Origin of the sequence: Chryseobacterium oryzae (assembly GCF_022811665.1) — a bacterium.
In the GTDB taxonomy this organism is placed as follows: domain Bacteria; phylum Bacteroidota; class Bacteroidia; order Flavobacteriales; family Weeksellaceae; genus Chryseobacterium; species Chryseobacterium oryzae.
Genome location: NZ_CP094529.1, coordinates 976684 through 1002154, shown reverse-complemented (window position 1 = coordinate 1002154; position 25471 = coordinate 976684). Strand labels below are relative to the sequence as shown.

At 35.1% G+C, this 25471-nt stretch carries 15 protein-coding genes, 2 tRNA genes and 3 rRNA genes; 11 read left to right on the top strand and 9 right to left on the bottom strand.

Going from position 1 to position 25471, the window contains the following annotated elements:
• Positions 1–132: 132 nt before the first annotated feature.
• Entirely contained in the window at positions 133–2250 is a 2118-nt protein-coding gene (locus MTP08_RS04635; RefSeq protein ID WP_243577243.1) for a type IA DNA topoisomerase, read from the top strand.
• Positions 2251–2255: 5 nt separating this feature from the next.
• On the opposite strand, the gene MTP08_RS04630 is transcribed toward MTP08_RS04635, so the two are convergent.
• Positions 2256–3545 carry a hypothetical protein gene (locus MTP08_RS04630; protein WP_243577242.1) on the bottom strand — a complete coding sequence of 430 codons (1290 nt, stop codon included), beginning with the start codon at positions 3543–3545 and terminating at the stop codon, positions 2256–2258.
• A gap of 81 nt (positions 3546–3626) precedes the next feature.
• On the bottom strand, positions 3627–3971 hold the full coding sequence (locus MTP08_RS04625) for a MerR family transcriptional regulator (protein ID WP_243577241.1): 345 nt from the start codon (positions 3969–3971) through the stop codon (positions 3627–3629).
• Between the two features lie 83 nt (positions 3972–4054).
• On the opposite strand from MTP08_RS04625, the gene MTP08_RS04620 reads away from it, so the two are divergent.
• A complete protein-coding gene (locus MTP08_RS04620) occupies positions 4055–4948 on the top strand; it encodes an SMP-30/gluconolactonase/LRE family protein (protein ID WP_243577240.1) in 894 nt (297 codons plus the stop codon).
• Positions 4949–4952: 4 nt separating this feature from the next.
• On the opposite strand, the gene MTP08_RS04615 is transcribed toward MTP08_RS04620, so the two are convergent.
• Positions 4953–6446, bottom strand: a complete 1494-nt coding sequence (locus MTP08_RS04615) for a S41 family peptidase (RefSeq protein ID WP_243577239.1) — start codon at positions 6444–6446, stop codon at positions 4953–4955.
• Between the two features lie 230 nt (positions 6447–6676).
• Between MTP08_RS04615 and MTP08_RS04610 the strand changes: the two genes are divergently transcribed.
• Positions 6677–7768 carry an MBL fold metallo-hydrolase gene (locus MTP08_RS04610; RefSeq protein ID WP_243577238.1) on the top strand — a complete coding sequence of 364 codons (1092 nt, stop codon included), beginning with the start codon at positions 6677–6679 and terminating at the stop codon, positions 7766–7768.
• A 3-nt stretch (positions 7769–7771) separates the two neighbouring features.
• On the opposite strand, the gene MTP08_RS04605 is transcribed toward MTP08_RS04610, so the two are convergent.
• The gene (locus MTP08_RS04605; RefSeq protein ID WP_243577237.1) at positions 7772–8059 is read right to left on the bottom strand and encodes a GNAT family N-acetyltransferase; all 288 of its coding nucleotides are present in this window, start codon (positions 8057–8059) and stop codon (positions 7772–7774) included.
• A 261-nt stretch (positions 8060–8320) separates the two neighbouring features.
• Here MTP08_RS04605 and MTP08_RS04600 point away from each other — a divergent pair, with 261 nt between their 5' ends.
• Genes MTP08_RS04600 through MTP08_RS04585 form a run of 4 tightly spaced genes read left to right on the top strand, consistent with a single transcriptional unit; the run spans position 8321 to position 14169 of the window.
• Complete coding sequence (locus MTP08_RS04600; protein ID WP_243577236.1) at positions 8321–10657, top strand: adenylate/guanylate cyclase domain-containing protein; 2337 nt, start codon at positions 8321–8323, stop codon at positions 10655–10657.
• Between the two features lie 18 nt (positions 10658–10675).
• Positions 10676–12685, top strand: coding sequence for an adenylate/guanylate cyclase domain-containing protein (locus tag MTP08_RS04595; protein WP_243577235.1), 2010 nt, complete (start codon positions 10676–10678; stop codon positions 12683–12685).
• An 18-nt stretch (positions 12686–12703) separates the two neighbouring features.
• Positions 12704–13285: an HD domain-containing protein gene (locus tag MTP08_RS04590; RefSeq protein ID WP_243577234.1), complete on the top strand. Its 582-nt coding sequence runs from the start codon at positions 12704–12706 to the stop codon at positions 13283–13285.
• Between the two features lie 5 nt (positions 13286–13290).
• Complete coding sequence (locus MTP08_RS04585; RefSeq protein ID WP_243577233.1) at positions 13291–14169, top strand: YitT family protein; 879 nt, start codon at positions 13291–13293, stop codon at positions 14167–14169.
• A gap of 574 nt (positions 14170–14743) precedes the next feature.
• Here MTP08_RS04585 and rrf read toward each other — a convergent pair.
• The 5 genes from rrf to MTP08_RS04560 all read right to left on the bottom strand — a co-directional run bounded on the left by rrf (position 14744) and on the right by MTP08_RS04560 (position 20005).
• Positions 14744–14851: ribosomal RNA gene (gene rrf, locus MTP08_RS04580) — 5S ribosomal RNA — on the bottom strand.
• A 158-nt stretch (positions 14852–15009) separates the two neighbouring features.
• Positions 15010–17764, bottom strand: a 23S ribosomal RNA gene (locus MTP08_RS04575).
• Between the two features lie 203 nt (positions 17765–17967).
• Positions 17968–18041, bottom strand: a tRNA-Ala gene (locus MTP08_RS04570).
• Between the two features lie 87 nt (positions 18042–18128).
• Positions 18129–18202 (bottom strand) — tRNA-Ile (locus MTP08_RS04565).
• A gap of 286 nt (positions 18203–18488) precedes the next feature.
• Positions 18489–20005: ribosomal RNA gene (locus MTP08_RS04560) — 16S ribosomal RNA — on the bottom strand.
• Together the 16S, 23S and 5S rRNA genes with 2 tRNA genes alongside form the textbook arrangement of a ribosomal RNA operon.
• Positions 20006–20935: 930 nt before the next feature.
• Between MTP08_RS04560 and MTP08_RS04555 the strand changes: the two genes are divergently transcribed.
• The 4 genes from MTP08_RS04555 to msrB all read left to right on the top strand — a co-directional run bounded on the left by MTP08_RS04555 (position 20936) and on the right by msrB (position 25442).
• Positions 20936–21499: a 30S ribosomal protein S16 gene (locus MTP08_RS04555; RefSeq protein ID WP_243577232.1), complete on the top strand. Its 564-nt coding sequence runs from the start codon at positions 20936–20938 to the stop codon at positions 21497–21499.
• 95 nt (positions 21500–21594) lie between these two features.
• Entirely contained in the window at positions 21595–22137 is a 543-nt protein-coding gene (gene rimM, locus MTP08_RS04550) for a ribosome maturation factor RimM (protein WP_243577231.1), read from the top strand.
• Between the two features lie 338 nt (positions 22138–22475).
• A complete protein-coding gene (asnS, locus tag MTP08_RS04545; protein WP_243577230.1) occupies positions 22476–23924 on the top strand; it encodes an asparagine--tRNA ligase in 1449 nt (482 codons plus the stop codon).
• 423 nt (positions 23925–24347) lie between these two features.
• Positions 24348–25442, top strand: coding sequence for a peptide-methionine (R)-S-oxide reductase MsrB (gene msrB, locus MTP08_RS04540; protein ID WP_394803747.1), 1095 nt, complete (start codon positions 24348–24350; stop codon positions 25440–25442).
• Positions 25443–25471 lie beyond the last annotated feature (29 nt).

The window sequence follows — 25471 nt, the reverse complement described above, 5'->3', positions numbered from 1 at the left end:
AAAATTTAAGTATTTGAAGAGGTATTTCTAAATCTGATTAACTTCTTTTTTAACTATATAAAAATCTAAAAAGGATATTCAAATTCAAAAAAAATCCCGAATTTTGCAGCCCTTCCAATAATCTCATTATTCATGAAACTTTGTATTGCCGAAAAACCCAGCGTTGCCAAAGATATTGCCAAAGTTTTAGGAGCTACCATGCCTAAACAGGGATACATGGAAGGAAACGGATATTGTGTTACATGGACTTTCGGGCATCTCTGTACCTTGAAAGAACCGCACGACTATGGGCCGCAATACAAATCTTGGAATCTTTTTCTGCTCCCCATCATTCCTAACAATTTCGGAATTAAGCTTATTTCCAATAAAGGCGTAGAAAACCAATTTAAAGTAATCGAAAAATTAGTTGCAGAATGTGATGAAGTTATTAATTGCGGGGATGCCGGACAAGAAGGAGAACTCATCCAAAGATGGGTTTTACAGAAATCGAAATGCAACAAACCGATAAAAAGATTATGGATTTCTTCTCTTACGGAAGAAGCTATAAAAGAAGGATTTGCCAGTTTAAAACCCGCCGAAGATTATAAAAATCTATATCTTGCAGGAAATGCAAGGGCTATTGGAGATTGGCTTTTGGGAATAAATGCAACACGTCTTTTCACTAAAAAATTTGGTGGAAACAAAGCTGTACTTTCTATTGGAAGAGTTCAGACCCCTACTCTTGCAATGCTAGTTCAGCGTCAGAAAGAAATTGATGCTTTTACTACTGAGGAATATTGGGAACTCAAAACCAAATACCGTGAAGTTATTTTTAACGCCGCAATAGACAGACTGAAAAGTTTAGATCGTGCAGAAAAAGGACTGGAATATTTAAAACAAAATCCTTTTGAGATTGTTTCGTTCGAAATTAAAGAAGGAAAAGAAAAAAATCCCCGACTTTTCGATTTGACGGGACTTCAAGTAGAAGCCAACAAAAAATACGGATATTCTGCAGAAAATACTTTAAATTATATCCAAAGCCTTTACGAAAAGAAACACGTTACTTATCCCCGTGTAGATACCACTTATTTATCTGAAAGTCTATATCCTAAAATAGAAGGAATTCTAAGGAACATGAAATTTTATCAGGAACTGATAGCTCCTTTGCTTCAAGCTCCTATTCCTAAGTCTAAAGCGGTTTTTGACGATACTAAAGTTACCGATCACCATGCGATTATTCCTACCGAAATACCGCCTTCACAGAATTTAAGCAGAGAAGAAAAACTGATTTATGATTTAATTGCCAAAAGATTTATTTCGGTTTTTTATCCTGAATGTAAAATATCTAATACTCTTGTAGAGGCAAAAGTAGGAACTATACCTTTTAAAACCAGCGGAAAACAAATTCTGGAACCGGGTTGGAGAGCAGTTTACGCAAAAGAACCAAAAGAAGAAACATCAGAAAAAGATAAGGAAGAAGAACAGACCATCCCAGAATTTGTAGCAGGAGAAACAGGACCGCATGATCCTATCATTCATCAGGGAAAAACATCTCCACCAAAACCTTATACAGAAGCCACCCTTCTAAGAGCCATGGAAACCGCAGGAAAGCAAGTGGATGATGAAGAACTTCGTGAAATGATGAAAAATAACGGAATAGGAAGACCTTCTACCCGTGCCAATATTATCGAAACTCTTTTTAAAAGGAAATATATTGAGAAAAAAAGAAAAATTCTCATTGCAACACCTACAGGAATACAGCTAATTGATACTATTGAGGATGAGTTACTTAAAAGCCCGGAACTTACGGGAGAATGGGAACTTAAACTCCGCAAAATAGAAAAAGGAGAATACGAAGCCAACCAATTTAAAGACGAACTTATCCAAATGGTTACCGAACTTACAAAAAAGGTAGTCGATGGTAAAGGCAAAGTTATCACTTTAGAAGAAAAAAAAACGGAACCTAAAGAAAAGAAAAAGCGAGAACCTGCTGTAAAAAAAGAACAGCAAACTTGGGAAGAAACCCAATGCCCTAAATGCCAAAATCATCATTTAATGAAAGGCAAAACAGCGGTAGGTTGTTCCGATTTTAAAAATTGTGGTTTTAAAATCTCTTTTGAAATTTTCGGAAAAAAGCTTTCAGAAAAACAGTTGATGGATCTGGTTATTAAAGGAAAAACTTCAAAACTGAAAGGTTTTACTGCTCATCCTGAAAATTTAACCGAAGGGGTTATTGCTTTGTCGCCCGAATTCATCACCACTCTGTCCTAATGCTATTATTTCAGATAAAGTTTCATTCTCGCTTCGTATTCTGGCTTGGTTTTCAATAACTTCCAAATTTTACGGTCATCGGGATTGCTTATTCGGTAATAGATAATTTTGTCGGCAGAATATTTAAAGTAAGGATGATTTTTCAGCCAATCTTCGGGTGCATCTATTAGAGTATATCTTTCCACTTTTGAATTGTCCAAAGGAGCGATGCTTAAAAGTTTCTGCACCAGTTCTTTATCAATATTATAGGTTTCCAGAATTTGTTCTTTTGTCATGAATCCGCCAAGCTTTTTACGAAAACCAATCATAGAACCTGCACTTTTTTCATCCAACCCGAATTCCAAAAGCTGCTTAAAAGTGATAGAATTCATATCTGTTTTAGAAAAATCTGTTTTTTCCTGTTTCAGTTCTGTCTTTGCTAAAGGTTTATTATTTATTGTTGAAGGATCTAGTTTGATAAAACTTTTCAGCACATCGAATTTCTCTTTAGAAATCACAAAGCAGTTTTTAATATCATCCAAACTTCTGAAATTTCCTTTGAGATTTCTGTCGCGGTAATTAACAATTACAGTTGCCTGTTTTTCGGAAAATCCTAAACCCATCCAACCTTTAACATCCAAAGAATTAGGATTAAATGGCTCTAAACGAATATTTGATGCAGATTTTGAAGCGTAAGAATTAAAATTGGCAGGAGTTTTACCCGGCAGAATAAGAAAAGGCTCCAGTTTTTTATAGTTTTCATCATTAATAATGAAACAGTCCTTAAATTTTTCTTTGCTTACAAAACTTCCACCCAAATAATCTTTGTATTTTATAATTGCAGCAGACTGTTTTTCAGAAAAGCCCATTTTACGCCAATCGGCTTCGGAAAAATGATCCGGATTGAATTTTCCGCTGATTGTAAGAGATTTTTTATCTGCAAAACTGTTACTGAAATTAGATGTAGATTTTCCACTTTCCGGAAGCAGTAAAAAGGGTTCAAGCTGAGCATATTTTTCTTTAGAAACAGCAAAACATTTCCTGAATTGTTCTTTGGAAATAAAATTTCCTCCGACAATATCTTTATATTTTAAAATTGTTCGGCTCTGATTCTCAGAAAATCCCAATTTCTGCCATTCTTCAGAGTCTAAATCATTAGGATTGAATTCGGACAAAATGATATTGGAGGAAGCATCTTCTACAAAACTTATTTCAGGAAATTTGCTTTCCTTATCGTCCGTATATTTTTTAAAAGCAAGCAAAGTAAGGAAAGAAACTCCAAGAATTGCCATTTTACGGTAATAATTATTTCTCATCTTTAGTGTGTTTTTATTACATTAAAGATAAAAAATAATTGAATCGGATTTAAAAAAAATAAAAATTTTAATGAAAAAATACTAATCCTGATCTTTCTCTACCAAAGAATCTTTAAGTTTGAGAAGTTCTGCCTTTACAAATTCTAGTCGGTCTATAAGGGTAACGGTTTCAGAAATTTTACTGTTTGTAGTGAGTGCAATTCTTGCTCCATCCAACGTGTATCCCTTTTCTTTTACCAAATGGTAAATAATTTTGAAATTTTTAATGTCTTCCGGAGTAAAATAGCGGTTGCCTTTTTTATTTTTCTTAGGTTTAATAATAGGAAACTCCTGCTCCCAATATCTTATTAATGAAGTATTTACATCGAATGCTTTGGCTACTTCTCCTATAGAATAATACAGTTTGTCGGGTAAATTTGTCTTCATTACATTAAATCCTGAAAATTCAAAGATAAAATTTTTGAAACTACATCACAAATCGTAAATTGTCTGGCATTAAATTTTATGAAATGAATAACGGAAAAGTTTTGTCTTTTATTGGTTTGGTTTTGGTATTATTCAGTTGCCAATCAACAAAATATAAAAACATGTTTAAAGAAAATGCTGAGCCAAAATTAATTTCAAACCAGTTCAGTTTTACGGAAGGACCTGCAACAGACAAATCGGGAAACGTTTATTTCACAGATCAGCCCAACGATAAAATATATTTTTGGGACTGGAAAACAGATAAAATCGAATTATTTTTAGACAAAACAGGTCGTGCGAATGGTACTTTTTTCGATAAAAACGACAATCTTATTACCTGTTCCGATAACAAAGGAGAAATATGGAAAATCGGCAAAGATAAATCTGTAGAAATTTTATCTAAAGGTTTTGAAGGAAAAAGACTGAACGGTCCCAATGATCTTTGGATTGATGAATTGGGCGGAATGTATTTTACAGATCCTTTGTACAACCGAGAATACTGGACTGATTTCAAAGTTGAAATCCCAGAAAAACACCTGTATTACCGTAATAAAAACGGTAAAATATCAAGGCTTGAAAAATTTGTTCAACCCAACGGAATTATTGGCAGCCAAATTTTAAAAAAACTTTATGTTTCTGATATTGATGCCAATAAAACATACGTTTATGATATTTTAGGGGAAGGAAAACTTTCAGAAAAAAAGCTCTTCTGTGAAATGGGCTCAGATGGAATGACTCTTGATGAACAAGGAAATCTTTACCTTACAGGTGATGGCGTTACCGTTTTTAACCGTAAAGGAGAAAAAATTCACCACATTAAAGTTCCCGAAAAATGGACGGCAAATGTAACTTTCGGAGGAGAAAAAAACAATATCCTTTTTATTACGGCTTCAAATTCGGTATATACTTTGGAAACCAATACAAAGGGAATTAAATAATGTTTTAGTTTTTATCCGCAGAAATTTTATTTAAAATCCATTGCAACTGAACATCCTTTTTGTCAATAATATCCTGTAAACTTTCTATAACCGGAAAATTCGGGAATACTCCTCTATGCTTTTCTTCGAAATTTATATTGGGCTGTACTAAAAGCAAACCGATAGGCAGTTCTATCTTAGAATGAGGAAGTTTTTGGTAAGAATAAAATCCGGCAACAGTTCCGTCATTGGCTCCGCCAGTTTCCTCTCCTACCAAAACAGCCCTTTCGTCATTCTTCAGTTTTGATGAGAAAACTGAGGAAGCCGAAAAGCTGCTGCCATTAATCAAAACATATATTTTTCCCTTAAAACAATCTTCTTTTGGCTTTGTAGGCTTACTTTCTTTCATTTTATAATAGGAAATTCCATCTTTACCTTTATAAACACTCAATAAATGATGAAAGAAGAATCCGGGATAAGCAAATGTCTTGAAAGTATAATTAATAGGATTTGTTTTTCGGAAATAATTGGTTCTGAAAGGACTCATTCTTGAGGTAAGTTGAGATGGTTTTATGAGTACAAAAGGTTGTTGAACAAGATACGAATACAAATCGTTAATTTCTGATAGAGAACCTCCATAATTATCTCTGATATCAATAATCAGATAAGAGGAACGTGCTTTTTTTATTTCTGAAAATGTCTGTTTGTAAAATTTCTCAGAATAAGTTCCGGAAAAACTTTTAATCTTGATATAAGCAATTGCGCTGTCTTTATCTAAAAATCTGAAACTTCTATTGTAAGAATTGCTGAATGCTACATAATCGTTCACCTTTTTTTCGGGTGTTCTTTTAGAATCTATTTTCTCTTTTGCCAGTTCTTTTTCATTTTTAACATCTCTTTTTAATGTGATGAGTTTTACTTCTTTATTATAAAGAGTTTTTATTTTTGCACTGTCTAAAATCCCTTTTTCGGCTACATAAAAATTAAAAAAAGTATCACTGAGAAAATACCGCTGAAAAGTCCTATTATCCCCATCACTATTAATAAGTGCACTGTATTTTTTTATATATTTGGATACAGGTTCATTATTTATTTCAAGCAGTTCGGTTCCGGGTACAATATTTTTAATAGAATCTTTATTCTCCGTAAAGTAGAGATGATTATTTTCTATTCGGTATTCGAATCTCCCAAAAAGACCTTTTTTGTTTTTTAAAGTTTTAATTTCTTTTCTTGATAGCCTTCTGGACGGAATTTTAAGCGACAGATGTCCTTCTTTGATTTGAGCGATGATTGGCTGCAATTTAAAATAAAACTGAACAGAATTGAGTGGTTTATTAATGGTAGCTTTAAGACTGTCGAACTTAAAATCGAGTTGTTCTTTTGAAATATACCAATAAAGTTTCGGATGAAGCTGTTGAAGTTTAGAATAGGTAAAATCTACATCTTCTCTGAGATTTTCCGGCGAAATCATTTCCAACATTTGTTCGTTATGGTTTTTCACAGAACTGCAGGAAGTCATAATTAGGATGAGAGCCGTAATACAGAAATATTTCAAGGTCAGTTTTTTTGTTAACGAATGTAGTAAACTTTATTTAAATTTTGAAAGTTATCTTCACATACAATAGCTTTCCGTTTTATAAATCCTTATTCCGAATTCATGGAATATTAATCATTTCGGATGTTCAAATAAAGTAAAACAGAAATTCATTCGTCAGAATAAAAAGTTGATTATCTTTAAAAAAAATATAAATGATTTATTTTCTTGCGGTTTTAGTTGTATTAGCAATTTCTGCATATTTCATTCTTTCGTCCGAAGTTTTTGGTGGAAAGCCCAGTGGTAAACGTCTTGAAAGAATTTTACAGTCTGAAAACTATCGTGATAAACAATTTCAGAACCAAAGTTTTACTCCTCAGTTTGCCGAAGGTTATTCCATGCCGAAAGTGATGAAAGATTTTTTTTTCGGAAAGAAAGATCCTTTGCTTAAGCCGAATAAAGCAATTCCAATAATACAGACAGATCTTAAAAATCTCCCTCAGGATAAAAATATGTTCATTTGGCTAGGACATTCATCTTATTTTCTGAAAATTGATGGTATTTCTTTTTTAATTGACCCTGTTTTGAGTAAATATGGTTCTCCGTTTCCTATATTCAACAAAGCTTTTGAAGGTTCAGATTTTTTTAAACCACAAGACATTCCGAATATTGATTATCTTGTGATTACTCATGACCATTACGATCACTTGGATTACCCTACGGTAAAGGCAATTCGCAACAGAGTGGATAAAGTTATTGTACCTCTTGGTGTGGGTTCTCATTTCGAAAAATGGGGATATTCTGAAAATCAGATTATTGAGGAAGATTGGGGAGCAACGGTTCAACTTAAAAATAATTTCAGGATTTCTTATACTCCTGCAAGACATTTTTCGGGGAGAAAATTCAGCAGAAATAATACTTTATGGACTTCTTATGTGCTGGAATCTCCATCTTTAAAAATATTTTTGGGCGGTGACAGCGGTTATGATGCTCATTTCAAAAATATAGGAGAAAAATTCGGACCTTTTGATTATGCCATTCTTGAAAATGGGCAGTATAATGAAGCTTGGAAATACATTCACGCACTTCCTGAAGATGTGGTTCAGGCAAGTTTAGATATTAATGCAAAAAATATTATTCCTGTACATTCGGGGAAATTTGCTTTGGCTCTACATCCTTGGAATGAACCGCTACAAAAAATAACCGATTTATCTAAAGGTTTAAACATCAAAATCTTAACTCCAAAAATTGGTGAAATTCTAGATCTAAATAATTCTGAAAATGAATTTGAAGCTTGGTGGAAATAAAAACTAATCGTGCCAAATGCCTTTATATCTTTTCGGATGATTTTCCAGCTGTTGTCTTACAAAATCGCACTCCGGATCTATCAATAAATCTTTTTCTTCTGCATAATTTACCAGTTTATCTAAAAGAAGTTTGGCAAAACCATGACCTTCGTACTTTTCATCTATTTTGGTAAAATGCACATTCAGCAATCTTCCATCCAATGATATTGACATGAAACCGACTTTTTCATCATCTATATAAAGTTGCAGTTCGTCCTGATAAGGAGATATTTCAAATTTTATATTATTCATAATAATTATTTTTATGTTGGTGAATTGGTAAATATTTCATCTTAAAAATACGAAAAATAAATTAAAGAAGAATATTATCATTAAGAATTTACAAAAACCGGTATTAAAGAAAATACTAGTTATTTAGAATTTAAAACTGTTTTTTAATAAATTTCACCTTTTTATGATTAAAAATCCTTCACAATCTAAAACTTTGAAGGATTTTTATTTATAGAGGTTAAACTTTTCTTATTTTTGTGAAAACTTAATAAAACCGCTGTCTTGAAGAAGCAATATTCTCTCTTTTTCTTAATATTCCTTTTTTCTTTTGGTATCAATTTTTATCATGCTCAGGATTCTAAAGAAATTACAAGTCTAAAAAACAAATTAAACGCGGCAAAAATTGATATTGACCGGGCAAAACTGTCAGAGGAAATAGCCAATACTTATATTGATACCAAAAATATAGATAGTGCTTTAGTCTATGGGAAAATTAGTTTATCTAGCTATAAAAAGTTAAATAATATCGAACAAATAGGCAGATCTAATCTTTTCATTGGTAATCTTCTCACCCAAAAAATGAATATATCCGAGAGCGAAAAGTACCTCATTGAAGCCGAAAAATATCTGAATAAAACTGAAAATTACGATAAAAGAGCTTTAAATTACTATTTGCTAGCATCTGTAAATTCAATAAACAAAAATTCTAAAGTAGCGAATGAATATTGCAATCTTATTTTAAATCTTGACCAGCAAAAAAGGATAAAAGATAAAAAACTGGTGCTTTTAGCCTATCAAAGATTATTTCAAAATAATTTTGCACAAGAAAATCTGGTACAGGGTTACAAGTCTTTAAACACTTACATAGAATTCACCAAAGCAAATTTCCCTGAATATTTATACCAAGCATATAATTTGGCGGGTATATTTTACCTTTCAAACAAAGATTTCAGAAAATCATTAAAATATTTTGACGAAAGTTTGACTCTAGCCAATAAAAGTAAAGACGACTTTAAAATTGCCAATTCTAAAATGTTTATAGGAAACATTTATTCTGAGACGAAGCAATACGAAAAAGCACGCAGTTTCCTGGAAGATTCTAAGCAGTATTTTGAAAAAAACAAACTGAACGACAACTTAAAAATGATTTACTATTATCTTTCGGATATAGATTTCAAACAAAAAAAATATGAAAAAGCTGAAACCGAAATCAATAAATCTTTAGCATTAAGTTCGGACAAAGATCCGATGTATAATTACTATGTATGTCAGAAAGGACTTATTAATCTGAATGGATTATTAGACGAAAATATCGATTTTAAAACGAATCTCGAAAAACAGAACGAACTAAAAAATCTCATTCGTCTTCAATCTCAAAATTTAGACTATTTTGAAAACCAAAAAACGATTGTTGCATCAGAAATCTTCATTCAAAATTATGAGGCGTTATACAAAGCCTACGAAAAGCTTGGAAATTATGAAAAAGCATTATTTTATCTGAAAAAATTTGATGCAAAAAGTGAAGAAACGTATGGCTTAGAAAAAATGAAATCTTTTGCCGACACTCAGTCAGATTTTGAATTGCAGGAACAAAAGGCAAAAATAGAATTACAAGAGCAAACTAAAAGATTTCAGCTTCAAAAAGAAATAGAGCTCAAAGCTTTGAAATTCGAATACGAAAAGAAACAAGCTGCCGCCAAAACCGAAGAAGAACGAAGAAGATTGCTTTTGGAGGAAGATTTAAAGCGAAAAGAAATTCAGATAAAATATGAAGAACAGCAAAAAGCTGCCAATCTGAAGTTTTTAAAAGAAAAAGAAATTTCTAAAATAAATCAGGAGAAAAAAGATGCCGTTGCCAAAGCAGAGTTAGAGACTTCAAAGTCTGAAAAAAACATGTGGGCAATAGGAGCCGCTTTGTCGCTTCTTTTGCTTGGTTTTGCCGGTTATTCTTACAACCAAAAGCGTAAAGACAATAAAAAAATCGCAGAAGAAAAGCAAAAATCAGAAAATCTGTTATTAAATATCCTTCCTCATGAAGTTGCAGAAGAACTGAAAGAAAAAGGAACTACAAGAGCAAAACATTTTGACGAAGTTTCTGTCATCTTTACAGATTTTGTAAATTTTACTGCAAATTCCGAAAAAATAGGCGTACAGGAAGTTTTGAATGAACTGAATATCTGCTTTACCGAATTCGACAGCATTATGGAAAAACATGGTCTGGAGAAAATAAAAACAATCGGAGATGCCTATTTGGCGGTGAGCGGTTTACCTGTTTCCAACAAAGAACATGCAAAAAATGCCGTAAAGGCAAGTTTGGAAATTCTTTCTTATATTCAGCAACGTAAACTACAGCATCCTAATGCTTTGGACATCCGGATTGGTATTCATTCAGGACCTTTAATTGCGGGAATTGTTGGCGTGAAAAAATTTGCCTATGATATTTGGGGAGATACCGTGAATACCGCTGCAAGAATGGAACAAAACAGTGCTTCCGGAAAATTGAATATTTCCGAAGCCACGTACCAACTGGTAAAAGATGATTTCGCTTTTGAGTACCGCGGAAAAATTGAAACCAAAGGCAAAGGTGCAATGGATATGTATTTTGTAAGCCCATCGTAATTTAAATTTGATAGAATTTTGAAAAAAAATATACTTTTTACATTCTTTATTTTCATTTTTTTAGCATTGCAAAATTTTTGTTATGCTCAAAACTCTTTTGAAAAACCTAGAGTTTTTACTGAAAAAGAAATAGAAGAAGGTACTTCAATTGAAGAAAAAGCCAGGTTTACAGAACAAGATCATCCTAATTTTGCTTTACCCAATTTTGATGATTCGGCTTGGAAATATGAAAATTTTTACTCCAAAGATGTTTATAAAAAAAACAATCCTTACTGGATTCGATATTACTTTAAAATAGATTCTTCTGAGATTAATAAACCTTTATGTTTCAACATTAATCAATCAGGAGCATCCGAAATTTATCTTAACGGAAAAAAAATTGAAAGTATAGGGAAAATAGGAAACGAAGAAACTACGGAATATAAACTCAAAAATAAAATTCCCACCTTTTTTTCTTTGGATAATACCAAAGTGAATGTTTTAGCCATAAAATTTTTGCCAAATATTGGTGAAAAGAAAAAAGTTATTACTTTTAATTCTATTCCTCTAAGCGTAGAATTGATTTCTGCAAGTACAATCATCAATAAAAAAACTGAATATTTAGAATACATGAATTTCTACACAATGCTGATATGTGGGATATTTGGTGCATTGGGTTTTATTCATCTGCTTTTATTTATTTTTTATAGGAAAGCCATATACAATTTATATTTTTCAACCTACAATTTTTCAATTTCTTTTATGAGCTATGGCATATTGCTTTTTGGAGAAATGACAGATTTTAATAATATTAATGTATATATTTTTATTTATTTCTTTTCTTTTTTACTGTTTTGTACTTCTCTTACAGGATTTGTGAATACACTATTCGGAAAGAAAAAGATGAGACTTAAAATAATGCTCATGATAGCATTTTTAATCTTAATTATATATTATTTTTCTGTAGGTATAGCGGTCAGTTTAGTATTCTTATACTTATTTTTTGTTGCTTTTGAATCTTTCTACTTAATAGTAAGAGCAATGATTCGAAAAGAAAAATCGGCATTTATCGTTGGAGGCGGCATATTATTATTCTTTTTCTTTATTGTTCTTCTAATTATTACCATGTTCCTGAATGAATCTTTTTCAATAGATGTAGATGATACTTTTGGTGACGGTTTAATATCATATAGTTTTATTTTAATATTCATCAGTTTTCCTATTTCAATTTCGGCATATTTGGCGTGGCAGTTTGCTTCCACAAACCTAAGTCTTGTAAAGCAGATTGATGAAGTAAAACGACTTTCTGAAGTGAATTTGAAGCAGGAACAGGAAAAGCAGGATATTCTTCAAGATCAGAATGATTTGCTTGAAAAACAGGTTGAAGAACGAACTTTTCAACTTCAGGAAGAAAAACAAATCACCGAAAACCTATTACTTAATATTCTTCCGCAAGAAGTTGCCGAAGAGCTTAAAAAAAATGGAAGTTCCGAAGCCAAACATTATGATGAAGTAACGGTTTTATTTACAGATTTTGTAAATTTTACCGAAAATTCCGAAAAAATGGGAGCCGAAAAAATGCTTATTGAGCTTAATGAATGTTTTACCGCTTTCGATCTAATCATGGAAAAACATAAACTTGAAAAGATAAAAACCATCGGCGATGCTTATCTTTCTGTTTGCGGATTGCCCAACCAAAATCCCAACCACGCATATCAAACAGTTTTGGCGGCATTAGACATCCTTAAATTTATTGAAGACAGAAGAAAAACAAACCCCGAAGCCTTGGAAATCAGAATAGGAATCAATTCAGGATCTCTTGTGGCGGGAATTGTCGGACTCAAAAAATTCGCTTACGACATTTGGGGTGATACCGTAAACACGGCAGCAAGAATGGAGCAAAATAGTGAAAAAGGCAAAATAAATGTTTCAGAATCTACATACCAACTCGTTAAAGATCAATTTAACTTTGAATACAGAGGAAAAATTGACACCAAAGGAAAAGGTGCAATGGATATGTATTTTGCATTACAGATAAAAAACAACTAAAATTCTTTATTTTTGAATATGGAATACGAAAAAATTAAAAAAGATATCCTCCAAAAACTAAAGGAACATCTTCCGGAGCATCTTTCTTACCATAGTGTAGTTCACGTTAAAGATGTGATTAATGCAGTAGAAAAAATTGCTATTGCGGAAGGAATTTCCGGCGAAGAATTAATGCTATTAAAAACAGCAGCATTATTTCATGATACGGGCTTTCTTTATGGTGCAAAAGATCATGAGGAAAAATCGTGTGATATTGCAGCAGAACATCTTCCGAAATACGGGTATAAGGACGAGCAAATTCAGAAGATAAAAGGAATGATTATGGCCACAAAAATACCACAATCACCCACCAATCATTTAGAGGAAATCATGGCAGATGCAGATTTGGACTATTTAGGAAGGGACGATTTTTTCACCATTGGCAATAAATTGTTTGAAGAACTTACCATGTTCGGAATCGTTAATTCCGAAAGAGACTGGAATCTCCTTCAAGAAAAATTTTTGGAAAGCCATCATTTTTTCACTCAAACATCCATCCAAAAACGTAACCAGAAAAAAAACGAAAATTTAGAAATCATTAAATCTAAATTAAATTCTTAAAAAAAATGAGTTCACATAAATCCCACGGTCCTTTATTTACACTTTCAGATGTAATATATCTTATTTTAGGAGTTATTTCTACTAGTTTCGCTTTAAAAAGCTTTTTAGTTCCCAATCACTTTTTAGATGGAGGTGTTACAGGTATTTCGTTATTGTTTCATGAAGTTCAGCATTGGAATTTAGGTGTTCTTCTTATTTTACTCAATATACCGTTCATCATATTGGCATACTTTAAAGTAAGCAAGCATTTTGCTATTCGGAGTTCTGTAGCCATTACTTTAATAGCTCTTATTCTAAATTTCGCTCATTTTCCAGAACTTACCCACGATAAACTTTTGGTGGCAATTTTCGGAGGCTTTTTTCTTGGAATAGGTATTGGTTTGTGCATGAGAGGCGGGGGAACTTTCGATGGAATGGAAGTTCTTGCGTTAATGACCTTTAAAAAGAGTAGTTTCAGCATTACGGAAATTATTCTAGGAATGAATATTATTATTTTTTTAATTGCAGCTTTCTTTTTGAAAAAAGAAACAGCCTTGTATGCCATACTTACCTACGTCGTTGCCAGTCAAATCACAAAATATGTAATTGAAGGTATAGAAGCATATACTGGTGTTACCATTGTATCAGCAAATAGTGAGGAAATAAAGAAAGCTTTAGTATTAACCTTAAACCGTGGAATAACCGTTTATAAAGGTGAAAGAGGATTTATGAAAGAATCTTTTGAACAGAGTGCAGACGTTGATATTATTTTCACAATTGTTACGAGGCTAGAGGTCAGAAAACTTCAGAATATCGTGCGTTCTATAGATCCCAAAGCTTTTATTTTTACCAATACCGTAAGAGAACCCCAAGGAGGCATTGTTAAAGAAATTGTTAAACACTAAATAATTCTATTACAAATACAATAAAAGAGCTATCAAACATTTGATGGCTCTTTTTTTAATGACTGAATATTGAGATTAATGTCATATTATTGATTATATCTATAAATAAATAATCTTTATTCCACTGAGTAATAATGAAATTTAATAAATAATGTTTATAAAGGTCTTTTCTTAAGGTTTCATAAATAGCTAATGATTATATCAAATTAAAAATTTTTGATGTCAATTAACTCATGTTCATATCCAATCACTTATGATAACAGAAATTTTTAAGAATATTTAATAACTTTTTACCAAAGTATTATGAAAAACCATATTGTTTAAACTGATTAAAGACAAAAAAAGTATGGAGATATGTATTTGAGTTGGAATTAAGATTAAACTATTCAAAGATATAATTGCCAATTCAATATATTTTAAGTGTTTATTGAATGTATTGAAGAGCATTCTTTTAGGATTTGGATTGATATTAGGATTTGGATATTGATATTAGGATTTAGATTTTAATTAAAACAGGATAAAATAAAACAGAATACAAAAAAACCTCATACATTTTTGTATGAGGTTTGAAAAAAACTGGCGGCGACCTACTCTCCCGCTTTCGCAGTACCATCGGCGCTAGAGGGCTTAACTTCTGTGTTCGGAATGGGAACAGGTGAGCCCCTCTGCTAAAACCACCCTAAATAAGGTATATAGATTTCAGAGGTTAGATATTAGATTTCAGACTAACTAAAGTCTTGTATCTGATGTCTTATATCTGACATCTTTTTATCGGTAAATTTCATCACAAAGGCAAAACCAGTGTCGCACTTATAAGGCTTGATTTAATGTAAACTTATAGGCTATAAATCTACGGGTAATTAGTACTACTCGGCTATGCTGTTACCAACTTTACACCTGTAGCCTATCAACGTGGTCATCTCCCACGACCCTTAAAAGATGTCTCATCTTGAGGCGAGTTTCGCACTTATATGCTTTCAGTGCTTATCTCTTCCAAACATAGCTACTCAGCGGTGCACCTGGCGGTACAACTGATACACCAGAGGTTTGTTCAAATCGGTCCTCTCGTACTAGATTCAAGCCCTCTCAAACATCTAACGCCCGCAATAGATAGAGACCGAACTGTCTCACGACGTTCTGAACCCAGCTCGCGTGCCACTTTAATGGGCGAACAGCCCAACCCTTGGGACCTTCTCCAGCCCCAGGATGTGACGAGCCGACATCGAGGTGCCGAACCTCCCCGTCGATGTGAGCTCTTGGGGGAGACTAGCCTGTTATCCCCGGAGTACCTTTTATCCTATGAGCGATGGCCCTTCCATACGGAACCACCGGATCACTATGTCCTGCTTTCGCACCTGATCGACTTGTTGGTCTCACAGTCAAGCACCCTTATGCCATTACACTCTACGCACGGTTACCAAGCGTGCTGAGGGTACCTTTGAAAGCCTCCGTTACTCTTTTGGAGGCGACCACCCCAGTCAAACTACCCACCACGCAATGTCCTTCTAAAAGAAGTTAGGCTCCAAGTAAGTAAAGGGTGGTATTTCAACGTTGGCTCCACAAACACTAGCGTGCCTGCTTCAAAGCCTCCCACCTATCCTACACATTACTTACTCAAAGTCAATACGAAGTTATAGTAAAGGTTCACAGGGTCTTTTCGTCCCATTGCGGGTAATCGGCATCTTCACCGATACTACAATTTCACCGAGCTCGTGGCTGAGACAGTGCCCAGATCGTTACACCATTCGTGCAGGTCGGAACTTACCCGACAAGGAATTTCGCTACCTTAGGACCGTTATAGTTACGGCCGCCGTTTACTGGGGCTTCAGTCAAACGCTTCGCTTACGCTAACGCCCTTCCTTAACCTTCCAGCACCGGGCAGGTGTCAGACCCTATACAGCATCTTTCGATTTAGCAGAGTCCTGTGTTTTTGATAAACAGTCGCCTGGGCCTCTTCACTGCGGCCACCATTGCTGATGGCGTCTCTTCTTCCGAAGTTACGAGACTATTTTGCCTAGTTCCTTAGCCACGACTCACTCGAGCACCTTAGGATTCTCTCCTCGACTACCTGTGTCGGTTTTGGTACGGGTTGCTTCACTTCGGCTTTTCTTGGAAGCACTTTCCCTACAGCAACTTCGCCCGAAGGCTAGGTCTTGACTATTCCGTCAGTCTTCAGTAAGTACGGCACTCCGTCCCCTTTTTAGTGTGAGCAAGTATGGGAATATTAACCCATTGTCCATCCACTTCCCCTTTCGGGTGCGCGTTAGGTCCCGACTAACCCTCAGCTGATTAGCATGGCTGAGGAAACCTTAGTCTTTCGGTGAGGGGGTTTCTCGCCCCCTTTATCGTTACTTATGCCTACATTTTCTTTTCTGTCCGCTCCACAATACCTCACGATACTGCTTCGGCGCAAACAGAATGCTCCCCTACCAGATATAATAAATTATAAATCCATAGCTTCGGTAATATGCTTATGCCCGATTATTATCCATGCCGAACCGCTCGACTAGTGAGCTGTTACGCACTCTTTAAATGAATGGCTGCTTCCAAGCCAACATCCTAGCTGTCAATGCAGTTCAACCGCGTTGCTTCAACTTAGCATATATTTGGGGACCTTAGCTGTTGGTCTGGGTTCTTTCCCTCTCGGACATGGACCTTAGCACCCATGCCCTCACTGCCGCAGAACATTTATTAGCATTCGGAGTTTGTCAGGAATTGGTAGGCGATGAAACCCCCGCATCCAATCAGTAGCTCTACCTCTAATAAACTCATTTGCGACGCTGCACCTAAATGCATTTCGGGGAGTACGAGCTATCTCCCAGTTTGATTGGCCTTTCACCCCTACCCACAGGTCATCCGAAGACTTTTCAACGTCAACCGGTTCGGTCCTCCACTTTGTGTTACCAAAGCTTCAACCTGCCCATGGGTAGATCACAAGGTTTCGCGTCTAATCCTACTAACTCAGCGCCCTATTCAGACTCGCTTTCGCTCCGGCTCCGGACCTGAAGTCCTTAACCTCGCTAGTAAAATTAACTCGTAGGCTCATTATGCAAAAGGCACGCCGTCACACCCTATTGGTGCTCCGACCGCTTGTAGGCGTACGGTTTCAGGTTCTATTTCACCCTTCTATTCGAAGTGCTTTTCACCTTTCCTTCACAGTACTTGTTCACTATCGGTCTTTCAGGAGTATTTAGCCTTGGAGGATGGTCCCCCCATATTCAGACAGGATTTCACGTGTCCCGCCATACTCATTTATCATCTATATATACCTTTCGAATACCGGGCTATCACCGTCTACGGCCGCACTTTCCAGTACGTTCTTCTAAATATATAAAGACTTTTGGGCTAATCCGCTTTCGCTCGCCACTACTTACGGAATCTCTTCGATTTCTTTTCCTCCGGGTACTTAGATGTTTCAGTTCTCCGGGTTTGCTCCTCTTACGAGGTAATACATCTTCAATGTATTGGGTTGCCCCATTCGGACATCTCGGGATCTATTCGTGTGTGCCAATCCCCCGAGCTTTTCGCAGCTTACCACGTCCTTCGTCGCCTCTGAAAGCCTAGGCATCCGCCATACGCCCTTAACGATTTCTTTCCTATTTTTAGGTTACTCAAGCACTTATAAGTGCTCGGTTTTCTCTTTGTGATGTCTTTACCGTTAATGTCAATGATCTTATTTTCTTGTACTTAAATAATCAAGTAAAATGTTCTAATGACGGCTCCGTCACTATGTAGTATACATTTCCTTTTATTACCCTCATACATTATACTCTGTACTTTCGTACTTCGTACAATCCGTGGAGAATAAGGGAGTCGAACCCTTGACCTCCTGCGTGCAAGGCAGGCGCTCTAGCCAGCTGAGCTAATTCCCCGCTAGTAGACTTCAGATGTCAGATTACAGACTTTAGACTTTTTTGTCTGATGTCTCTTATCTGATGTCTTCCCGTCTTTTCAATTAGTAGTCTCGGGCAGGCTCGAACTGCCGACCTCTACATTATCAGTGTAGCGCTCTAACCAGCTGAGCTACGAGACTTCATTTAGATTTGAGATAATAGATTTCAGATACAAGACCATTAAGTCTATCTTCTTTTATCTACCATCTTTTGTCTCTCTCCCTATACTAATTTCTAGTGGGTTTTGTATTTTATAATTGATAATCGATGTTGGATGAGTGATTAAGCATCTCTGCTATTATTAATCAATGATCTTTCATCATTTATCTTTTATATATGACAACCAAATAAAAACTAAAGCTTGAACTTTAAGTAAGTTTTTTTTGTACTTGCGTACTTGTTTGTTTAACGTTCTTCAACGCTCTAAAATGAGATGTTCCAGCCGCACCTTCCGGTACGGCTACCTTGTTACGACTTAGCCCTAGTTACCTGTTTTACCCTAGGCAGCTCCTTTTACGGTCACCGACTTCAGGTACCCCAGACTTCCATGGCTTGACGGGCGGTGTGTACAAGGCCCGGGAACGTATTCACCGCGCCATGGCTGATGCGCGATTACTAGCGATTCCAGCTTCATAGAGTCGAGTTGCAGACTCCAATCCGAACTGAGACCGGCTTTCGAGATTCGCATCCAATCACTTGGTAGCTGCCCTCTGTACCGGCCATTGTATTACGTGTGTGGCCCAAGGCGTAAGGGCCGTGATGATTTGACGTCATCCCCACCTTCCTCTCTACTTGCGTAGGCAGTCTCACTAGAGTCCCCAACTGAATGATGGCAACTAGTGACAGGGGTTGCGCTCGTTGCAGGACTTAACCTAACACCTCACGGCACGAGCTGACGACAACCATGCAGCACCTTGAAAATTGTCCGAAGAAAAGTCTATTTCTAAACCTGTCAATTCCCATTTAAGCCTTGGTAAGGTTCCTCGCGTATCATCGAATTAAACCACATAATCCACCGCTTGTGCGGGCCCCCGTCAATTCCTTTGAGTTTCATTCTTGCGAACGTACTCCCCAGGTGGCTAACTTATCACTTTCGCTTAGTCTCTGAACCATAAAGCCCAAAAACGAGTTAGCATCGTTTACGGCGTGGACTACCAGGGTATCTAATCCTGTTCGCTCCCCACGCTTTCGTCCATCAGCGTCAGTTAAAACATAGTGACCTGCCTTCGCAATTGGTGTTCTAAGTAATATCTATGCATTTCACCGCTACACTACTTATTCCAGCCACTTCTACTTTACTCAAGACCTGCAGTATCAATGGCAGTTTCACAGTTAAGCTGTGAGATTTCACCACTGACTTACAGATCCGCCTACGGACCCTTTAAACCCAATAAATCCGGATAACGCTTGCACCCTCCGTATTACCGCGGCTGCTGGCACGGAGTTAGCCGGTGCTTATTCGTACAGTACCTTCAGCTATTTACACGTAAATAGGTTTATCCCTGTACAAAAGAAGTTTACAACCCATAGGGCAGTCGTCCTTCACGCGGGATGGCTGGATCAGGCTCCCACCCATTGTCCAATATTCCTCACTGCTGCCTCCCGTAGGAGTCTGGTCCGTGTCTCAGTACCAGTGTGGGGGATCACCCTCTCAGGCCCCCTAAAGATCATCGACTTGGTGAGCCGTTACCTCACCAACTATCTAATCTTGCGCGTGCCCATCTCTATCCACCGGAGTTTTCAATATCAAATGATGCCATCTAATATATTATGGGGTATTAATCTTCCTTTCGAAAGGCTATCCCCCTGATAAAGGCAGGTTGCACACGTGTTCCGCACCCGTACGCCGCTCTCTCATTTCCGAAGAAACAATACCGCTCGGCTTGCATGTGTTAGGCCTCCCGCTAGCGTTCATCCTGAGCCAGGATCAAACTCTCCATTGTATGTTTGTCTGACTCACTCAAAGTTTTTTAACGCTTTAGTTTTTCCTTACTTGGTTGTTATATTGTATGTCAATGATCTTTTTTTCTTCCGCTTTTTAACGTAGCAATCTCTCTGTCAGTGTCGCTCCGTATTTGCGAGTGCAAAAGTAATAACTTATTTTTTAATGACCAAATGTTTTTGAAGAAAATTTAAAGTTTTTTTTAATTAACCCTAACTCCCAAACACCCCTATCAATAACGCTCCTGCTCTCCCCTAATCGGGACTGCAAAGATAATAACTATTTTTAAAACCACAATCCCTTTTTTAAAAAAAATTAAAGTTTTTTTCGTTACCTCTTTTAAAGCTATTTATCAATTACTCTCCTGCGCTACCTACTTAACTTCCGTTTTTCGGTGCCGCAAAGATAGATATTCATACAAACACAAAACAAATTAATTTAACATAAAATTTACCATTACGTAACACTAAACCCATAACAGCATGGATATCAGTTGATTTTTTTTAAGCTTTGTTTGATTTTTTATTCTAAAGCTAGAAATGTATTCAGATTGGATATGTTTTATATCAATTCAAAAAATATAACACTATATAATATGGAGCAATTTCAAAAGGAAACTCGATTATCAATATAATTTAAACAAGTATAAAATTGATTGATTATCATTTTTTTTAATTCAATAAAAATCAATATTACATAATATAGAAGAAAATATAGTATTTATCAATGACTCTATCAAAGTATATAAAGTATATATTAAATATTACACAAAGCTAAAACCCGAATTACTTTAAAATATTTAGACAATTATATATAGTAAGAATTCTGATTTTTACAAATTATTCATAATATATACAAAATTTATTTTTTTTGTTTATCTTTGCACACTTAAATATTTAACCGGGACGAGTTCCCATAACAATTAAACAATATGTCAGTAAAAATCAGATTACAGAGACACGGTAAAAAAGGTAAGCCTTTCTTTCACATCGTAGTTGCAGATTCAAGAGCTAGAAGAGATGGTAGATTCATCGAAAAATTGGGTACTTACAATCCAATTACTAACCCTGCTACTATTGATTTGAACGTTGATGCTGCTGTAAAGTGGTTAAACAACGGAGCTCAGCCAACTGATACGGCAAGAGCTATTCTTTCTTACAAAGGTGCTCTTTACAAAAAACACTTACAAGGTGGTGTTTCTAAAGGTGCTTTTGATGAGGCTGAAGCAGAAAAAAGATTCAATGCTTGGTTAGAAGCTAAAGATGCTAAAGTTCAAGGTAAAGTTGATGGTTTAGCAACAGCTAAAGCAGATGCTAAGAAAGCTGCTTTGGATGCTGAGCAAAAAGTAAATGAAGCTAGAATTGCTGCAGCTGCAAAGGCTGAAGCAGATGCAAAAGCTGCTGAAGAGGCTGCGAATGCTCCAGCTGAAGAAACTGCTGCTGAAGGTGATGCTCCAGCTGCTGAGGCAGAAGGAACTGAAGAGGCTCAGGCTTAATCTTTAAGAAAATACAAAGTAAAGGCACGGTTTTTATCGTGTCTTTATTGTTTCATAAATATTGATATTTGTACACCACCACTTAAATTTTTACAATGAAAAAAGAAGAATGCTACTTATTAGGTAAAATTACGAGAAGACACGGTCTTGCCGGAAATGTAATTCTTAAATTAGATACCGACCAACCTGAAATCTACAAAAAACTGGAATCTATTTTTTTAGAAATAAATGGATTATTAGTTCCTTTTTTTATTGAAAAATCTTCTTGGAGTAAAACAGATGCACTGAATATCGCTTTCAAAAATTCTTCTGAGGCATTGGTAGATCAGTCTTTAGGAAAAAATGTTTATCTTCCTTTATCCACTTTACCAAAGTTAACAGGAAACCAGTTCTACTACCACGAAATTATCGGATACAATATTTTGGATGAAAATGATAATGACTGTGGTGTAATTCGCTCTGTGAACGATCAGACTGCACAATCTTATTTCATCACAAATCTTGATGGTAAAGAGGTTGTTATTCCTATCATTAAAGACTGGATTTTGGAAGTAGACAGAAATGAACGTTTTATTAAAATGCAGCTTCCGGAAGGTCTTATTGATGTTTTCTTAGTTCCTTCTAAAAAAGATGAATAAAATTCACTTTTATAATAATTAGTTCATTTACTAGTCATTCATATTTTATAAGTAATTTTTATTATTTTATTCTGAAATAATTCTTTTTCAGAACTATTGGTATATAGAAACTTAAATACATTCAGAACTTTGGATATTATTTTAATTCTCCTAAAGTAGAATAATATTTACAGAACTTTTTCACGATTAGAAATCTGTAGTGCAAGCTCAATAAAAATCTTCATCTCAAAATTAAATAATAGATATTCTTTTTAAAAAGACAGCGTAAACTTTAATTTGCGTTGTTTTTTTGTAACTTTGCACTCATTAATTTTTAGACAAAAATTTATCATCAACCAATGAAAAAGCAGACGATTAGAGAAATCCTACAGGATTACAAAAAAGTATTACATCATGACATTACCGTTTACGGTTGGGTAAGAGCCTTCCGTTCTAACCGCTTCATCGCGCTTAATGATGGTTCTACAATTAATAATTTGCAGATTGTTGTTGATTTCGAAAATTTCGATGCAGAATTAATCAGTAAAATAAGCACAGCTTCTTCCCTTAAAGTTGTTGGTGAAGTTGTAGAAAGCCAGGGAGCCGGACAAACTGTAGAAATTATCGCTAAAAAAATCATTATTTTAGGAGATAACTTTACAGAAGAGAGAGATAAAACTATTCTTCAGCCTAAAAAACACTCTTTGGAAGTATTAAGAGATCAGGCACATTTAAGATTCAGAACCAATTTGTTTGGAGCTGTTTTCAGAGTGCGTCATGCGGTAAGTTTCGCAATCCACTCGTTCTTCAACAAAAATCAGTTTTTTTACATCAATACACCGGTTATAACGGGTGCAGATGCAGAAGGAGCCGGAGAAATGTTTGGTGTAACTAATTTCGATTTAAATAATATCCCAAGAGATGAGCAGGGAGATATCGATTTTACTCAGGATTTCTTTGGAAAAAAGACCAATTTAACCGTTTCAGGACAGCTTGAAGGTGAAACTGCAGCAATGGGATTGGGAAGAATTTATACTTTCGGACCAACTTTCCGTGCAGAAAACTCCAATACAACGCGTCACTTGGCAGAATTCTGGATGATTGAACCAGAAGTTGCTTTCAATAATCTTGAAGACAATATTGATCTTGCAGAAGATTTCCTTAAATATGTAATTCAGTATGTTTTAGATAACTGTAAAGACGATTTGGATTTCTTGGACAAACGTTTTGCCGAAGAGCAAAAATCTAAACCTGAAAAAGAAAGAGCAAAAGAAGGTTTGATTGAAAAACTGGAAAATGTAATTACCAAGCGTTTCAAGAGAGTTTCTTATACAGAAGCAATAGAGATTTTATTAAATTCAAAGGAAAATAAAAAAGGAAAATTCGTCTATCCAATCGAAGAATGGGGTGCAGATCTGCAATCTGAGCACGAAAGATTTTTAGTTGAAAAACATTTTGAATGCCCTGTAGTTTTATTTGATTATCCTAAAGAAATTAAAGCATTCTACATGAAGCTGAATGATGACAACAAAACGGTTGCAGCAATGGATGTACTTTTCCCGGGAATTGGTGAAATTATCGGAGGTTCCGAAAGAGAAGCAAGATTAGATGTTTTGAAAACAAAAATGGCAGAAATGCACGTTGATGAGCATGAATTGTGGTGGTATTTAGACACGAGAAAATTCGGATCTGTTCCACACGCCGGCTTTGGCTTAGGATTAGAAAGACTGGTACTTTTTGTAACGGGAATGACAAACATCCGAGATGTGATTCCTTTCCCTAGAACTCCGAAAAATGCTGAGTTTTAAGTTGTAAAAACTACACTGAAAATATATAATCGCCGAAATTTAATTTTGGCGATTTTTTTGTTCTAATGAATTCATAAATATTTATTCTGCCAATTTAACGTTCAGTTATGAATCAAGTCTAATTGAAGAGAGAAATTTATTGAATCATATTAGATTTTGTTTGATTTTTATTTTTAATAATGAACTGAATGAAAACAAACACAATCGGGATGATAGAGATTATCATTATTGTTTTATTGAAGTTTAGTGCGAAATTTGCATTAATTTAAAACCGTCAAAAAACTCAAATTTTGAATATATTTTAAAAAGTCTTCAAAAATGATTGGTCAGTCAATTTCAATAATCTCAAAAATGAATTATGCTTTTGAAATTGGAATAAAAAATTTAAATCGTAAAAAAATGAATTTAAATCATAAGAGAACAATGAAAAATATTCTTATAATATTGGGTTTAAGTATCGGAATTGCCGCATTCGCAGCGAGTTGTGGAGAAGCTAAACCACAATCTACAGAAAATAAAAAAGATAACAAAACAATTATGAACACTGAAAATTTAAAAGAAGTCTATTTTGCAGGTGGATGCTTTTGGGGAACGGAGCATTTTTTTCAACAAGTAAGAGGTGTTGTAAAAACCGAAGTAGGTTACGCCAACGGAAATACCAAGAACCCAACCTATGAAGAAGTAGTAAGTCATACCACAGGTTTTGCAGAAACAGTAAAAGTAATTTACGATCCAAAACAAGTAGATTTGAAGCTTTTAATTGATCTTTATTTTAAAACCATCGATCCTACAAGTATTGATAAACAAGGCAACGACCGAGGCAACCAATACAGAACAGGAATTTATTCTACGGATAATGAAACGGAAGCTACAGTTAAAACAGAAGTAGAAAAACTAGCAAAAAATTACAGTAAACCTGTCGTTGTAGAAACTATACCTTTGAAAAATTTTTATAAAGCTGAAGATTATCATCAGGATTATTTGGATAAAAACCCAGGTGGATACTGCCATATTGAACCAGGACTTTTCGAAATGGCAAAAAACGCCAATCCTCTTCCTAAAAAAGAAGTTCAGTACACTAAGCAAGATAAAAATGTGCTAAAAACTAAATTGACTGCAGAACAATATAATGTTACACAGGAAAACGGAACAGAAAGACCTTTTCAAAACGAATACTGGGATGAAACCAGAGAAGGAATTTATGTTGATATTACCACCGGAGAACCTTTATTTATCTCAACTGATAAATTTGAATCAGGATGTGGATGGCCCAGTTTTTCTAAACCTATTACCAAAAAGTTAATTGATGAAAAAATTGACCGCTCTCATGGAATGACGAGAGTTGAAGTGAGAAGTAAAACCGGTGATGCACATTTAGGTCATGTCTTCAATGATGGTCCCGCAGATAAAGGAGGACTTCGTTACTGTATTAATTCTGCATCTTTAAAATTTATTCCAAAAGCTGAAATGGAAAAAAATGGATACGGAGAGTACATTTCTTTATTAGATAAAAAATAACAAATTCATAACGTAAAAAATGCGGCGTG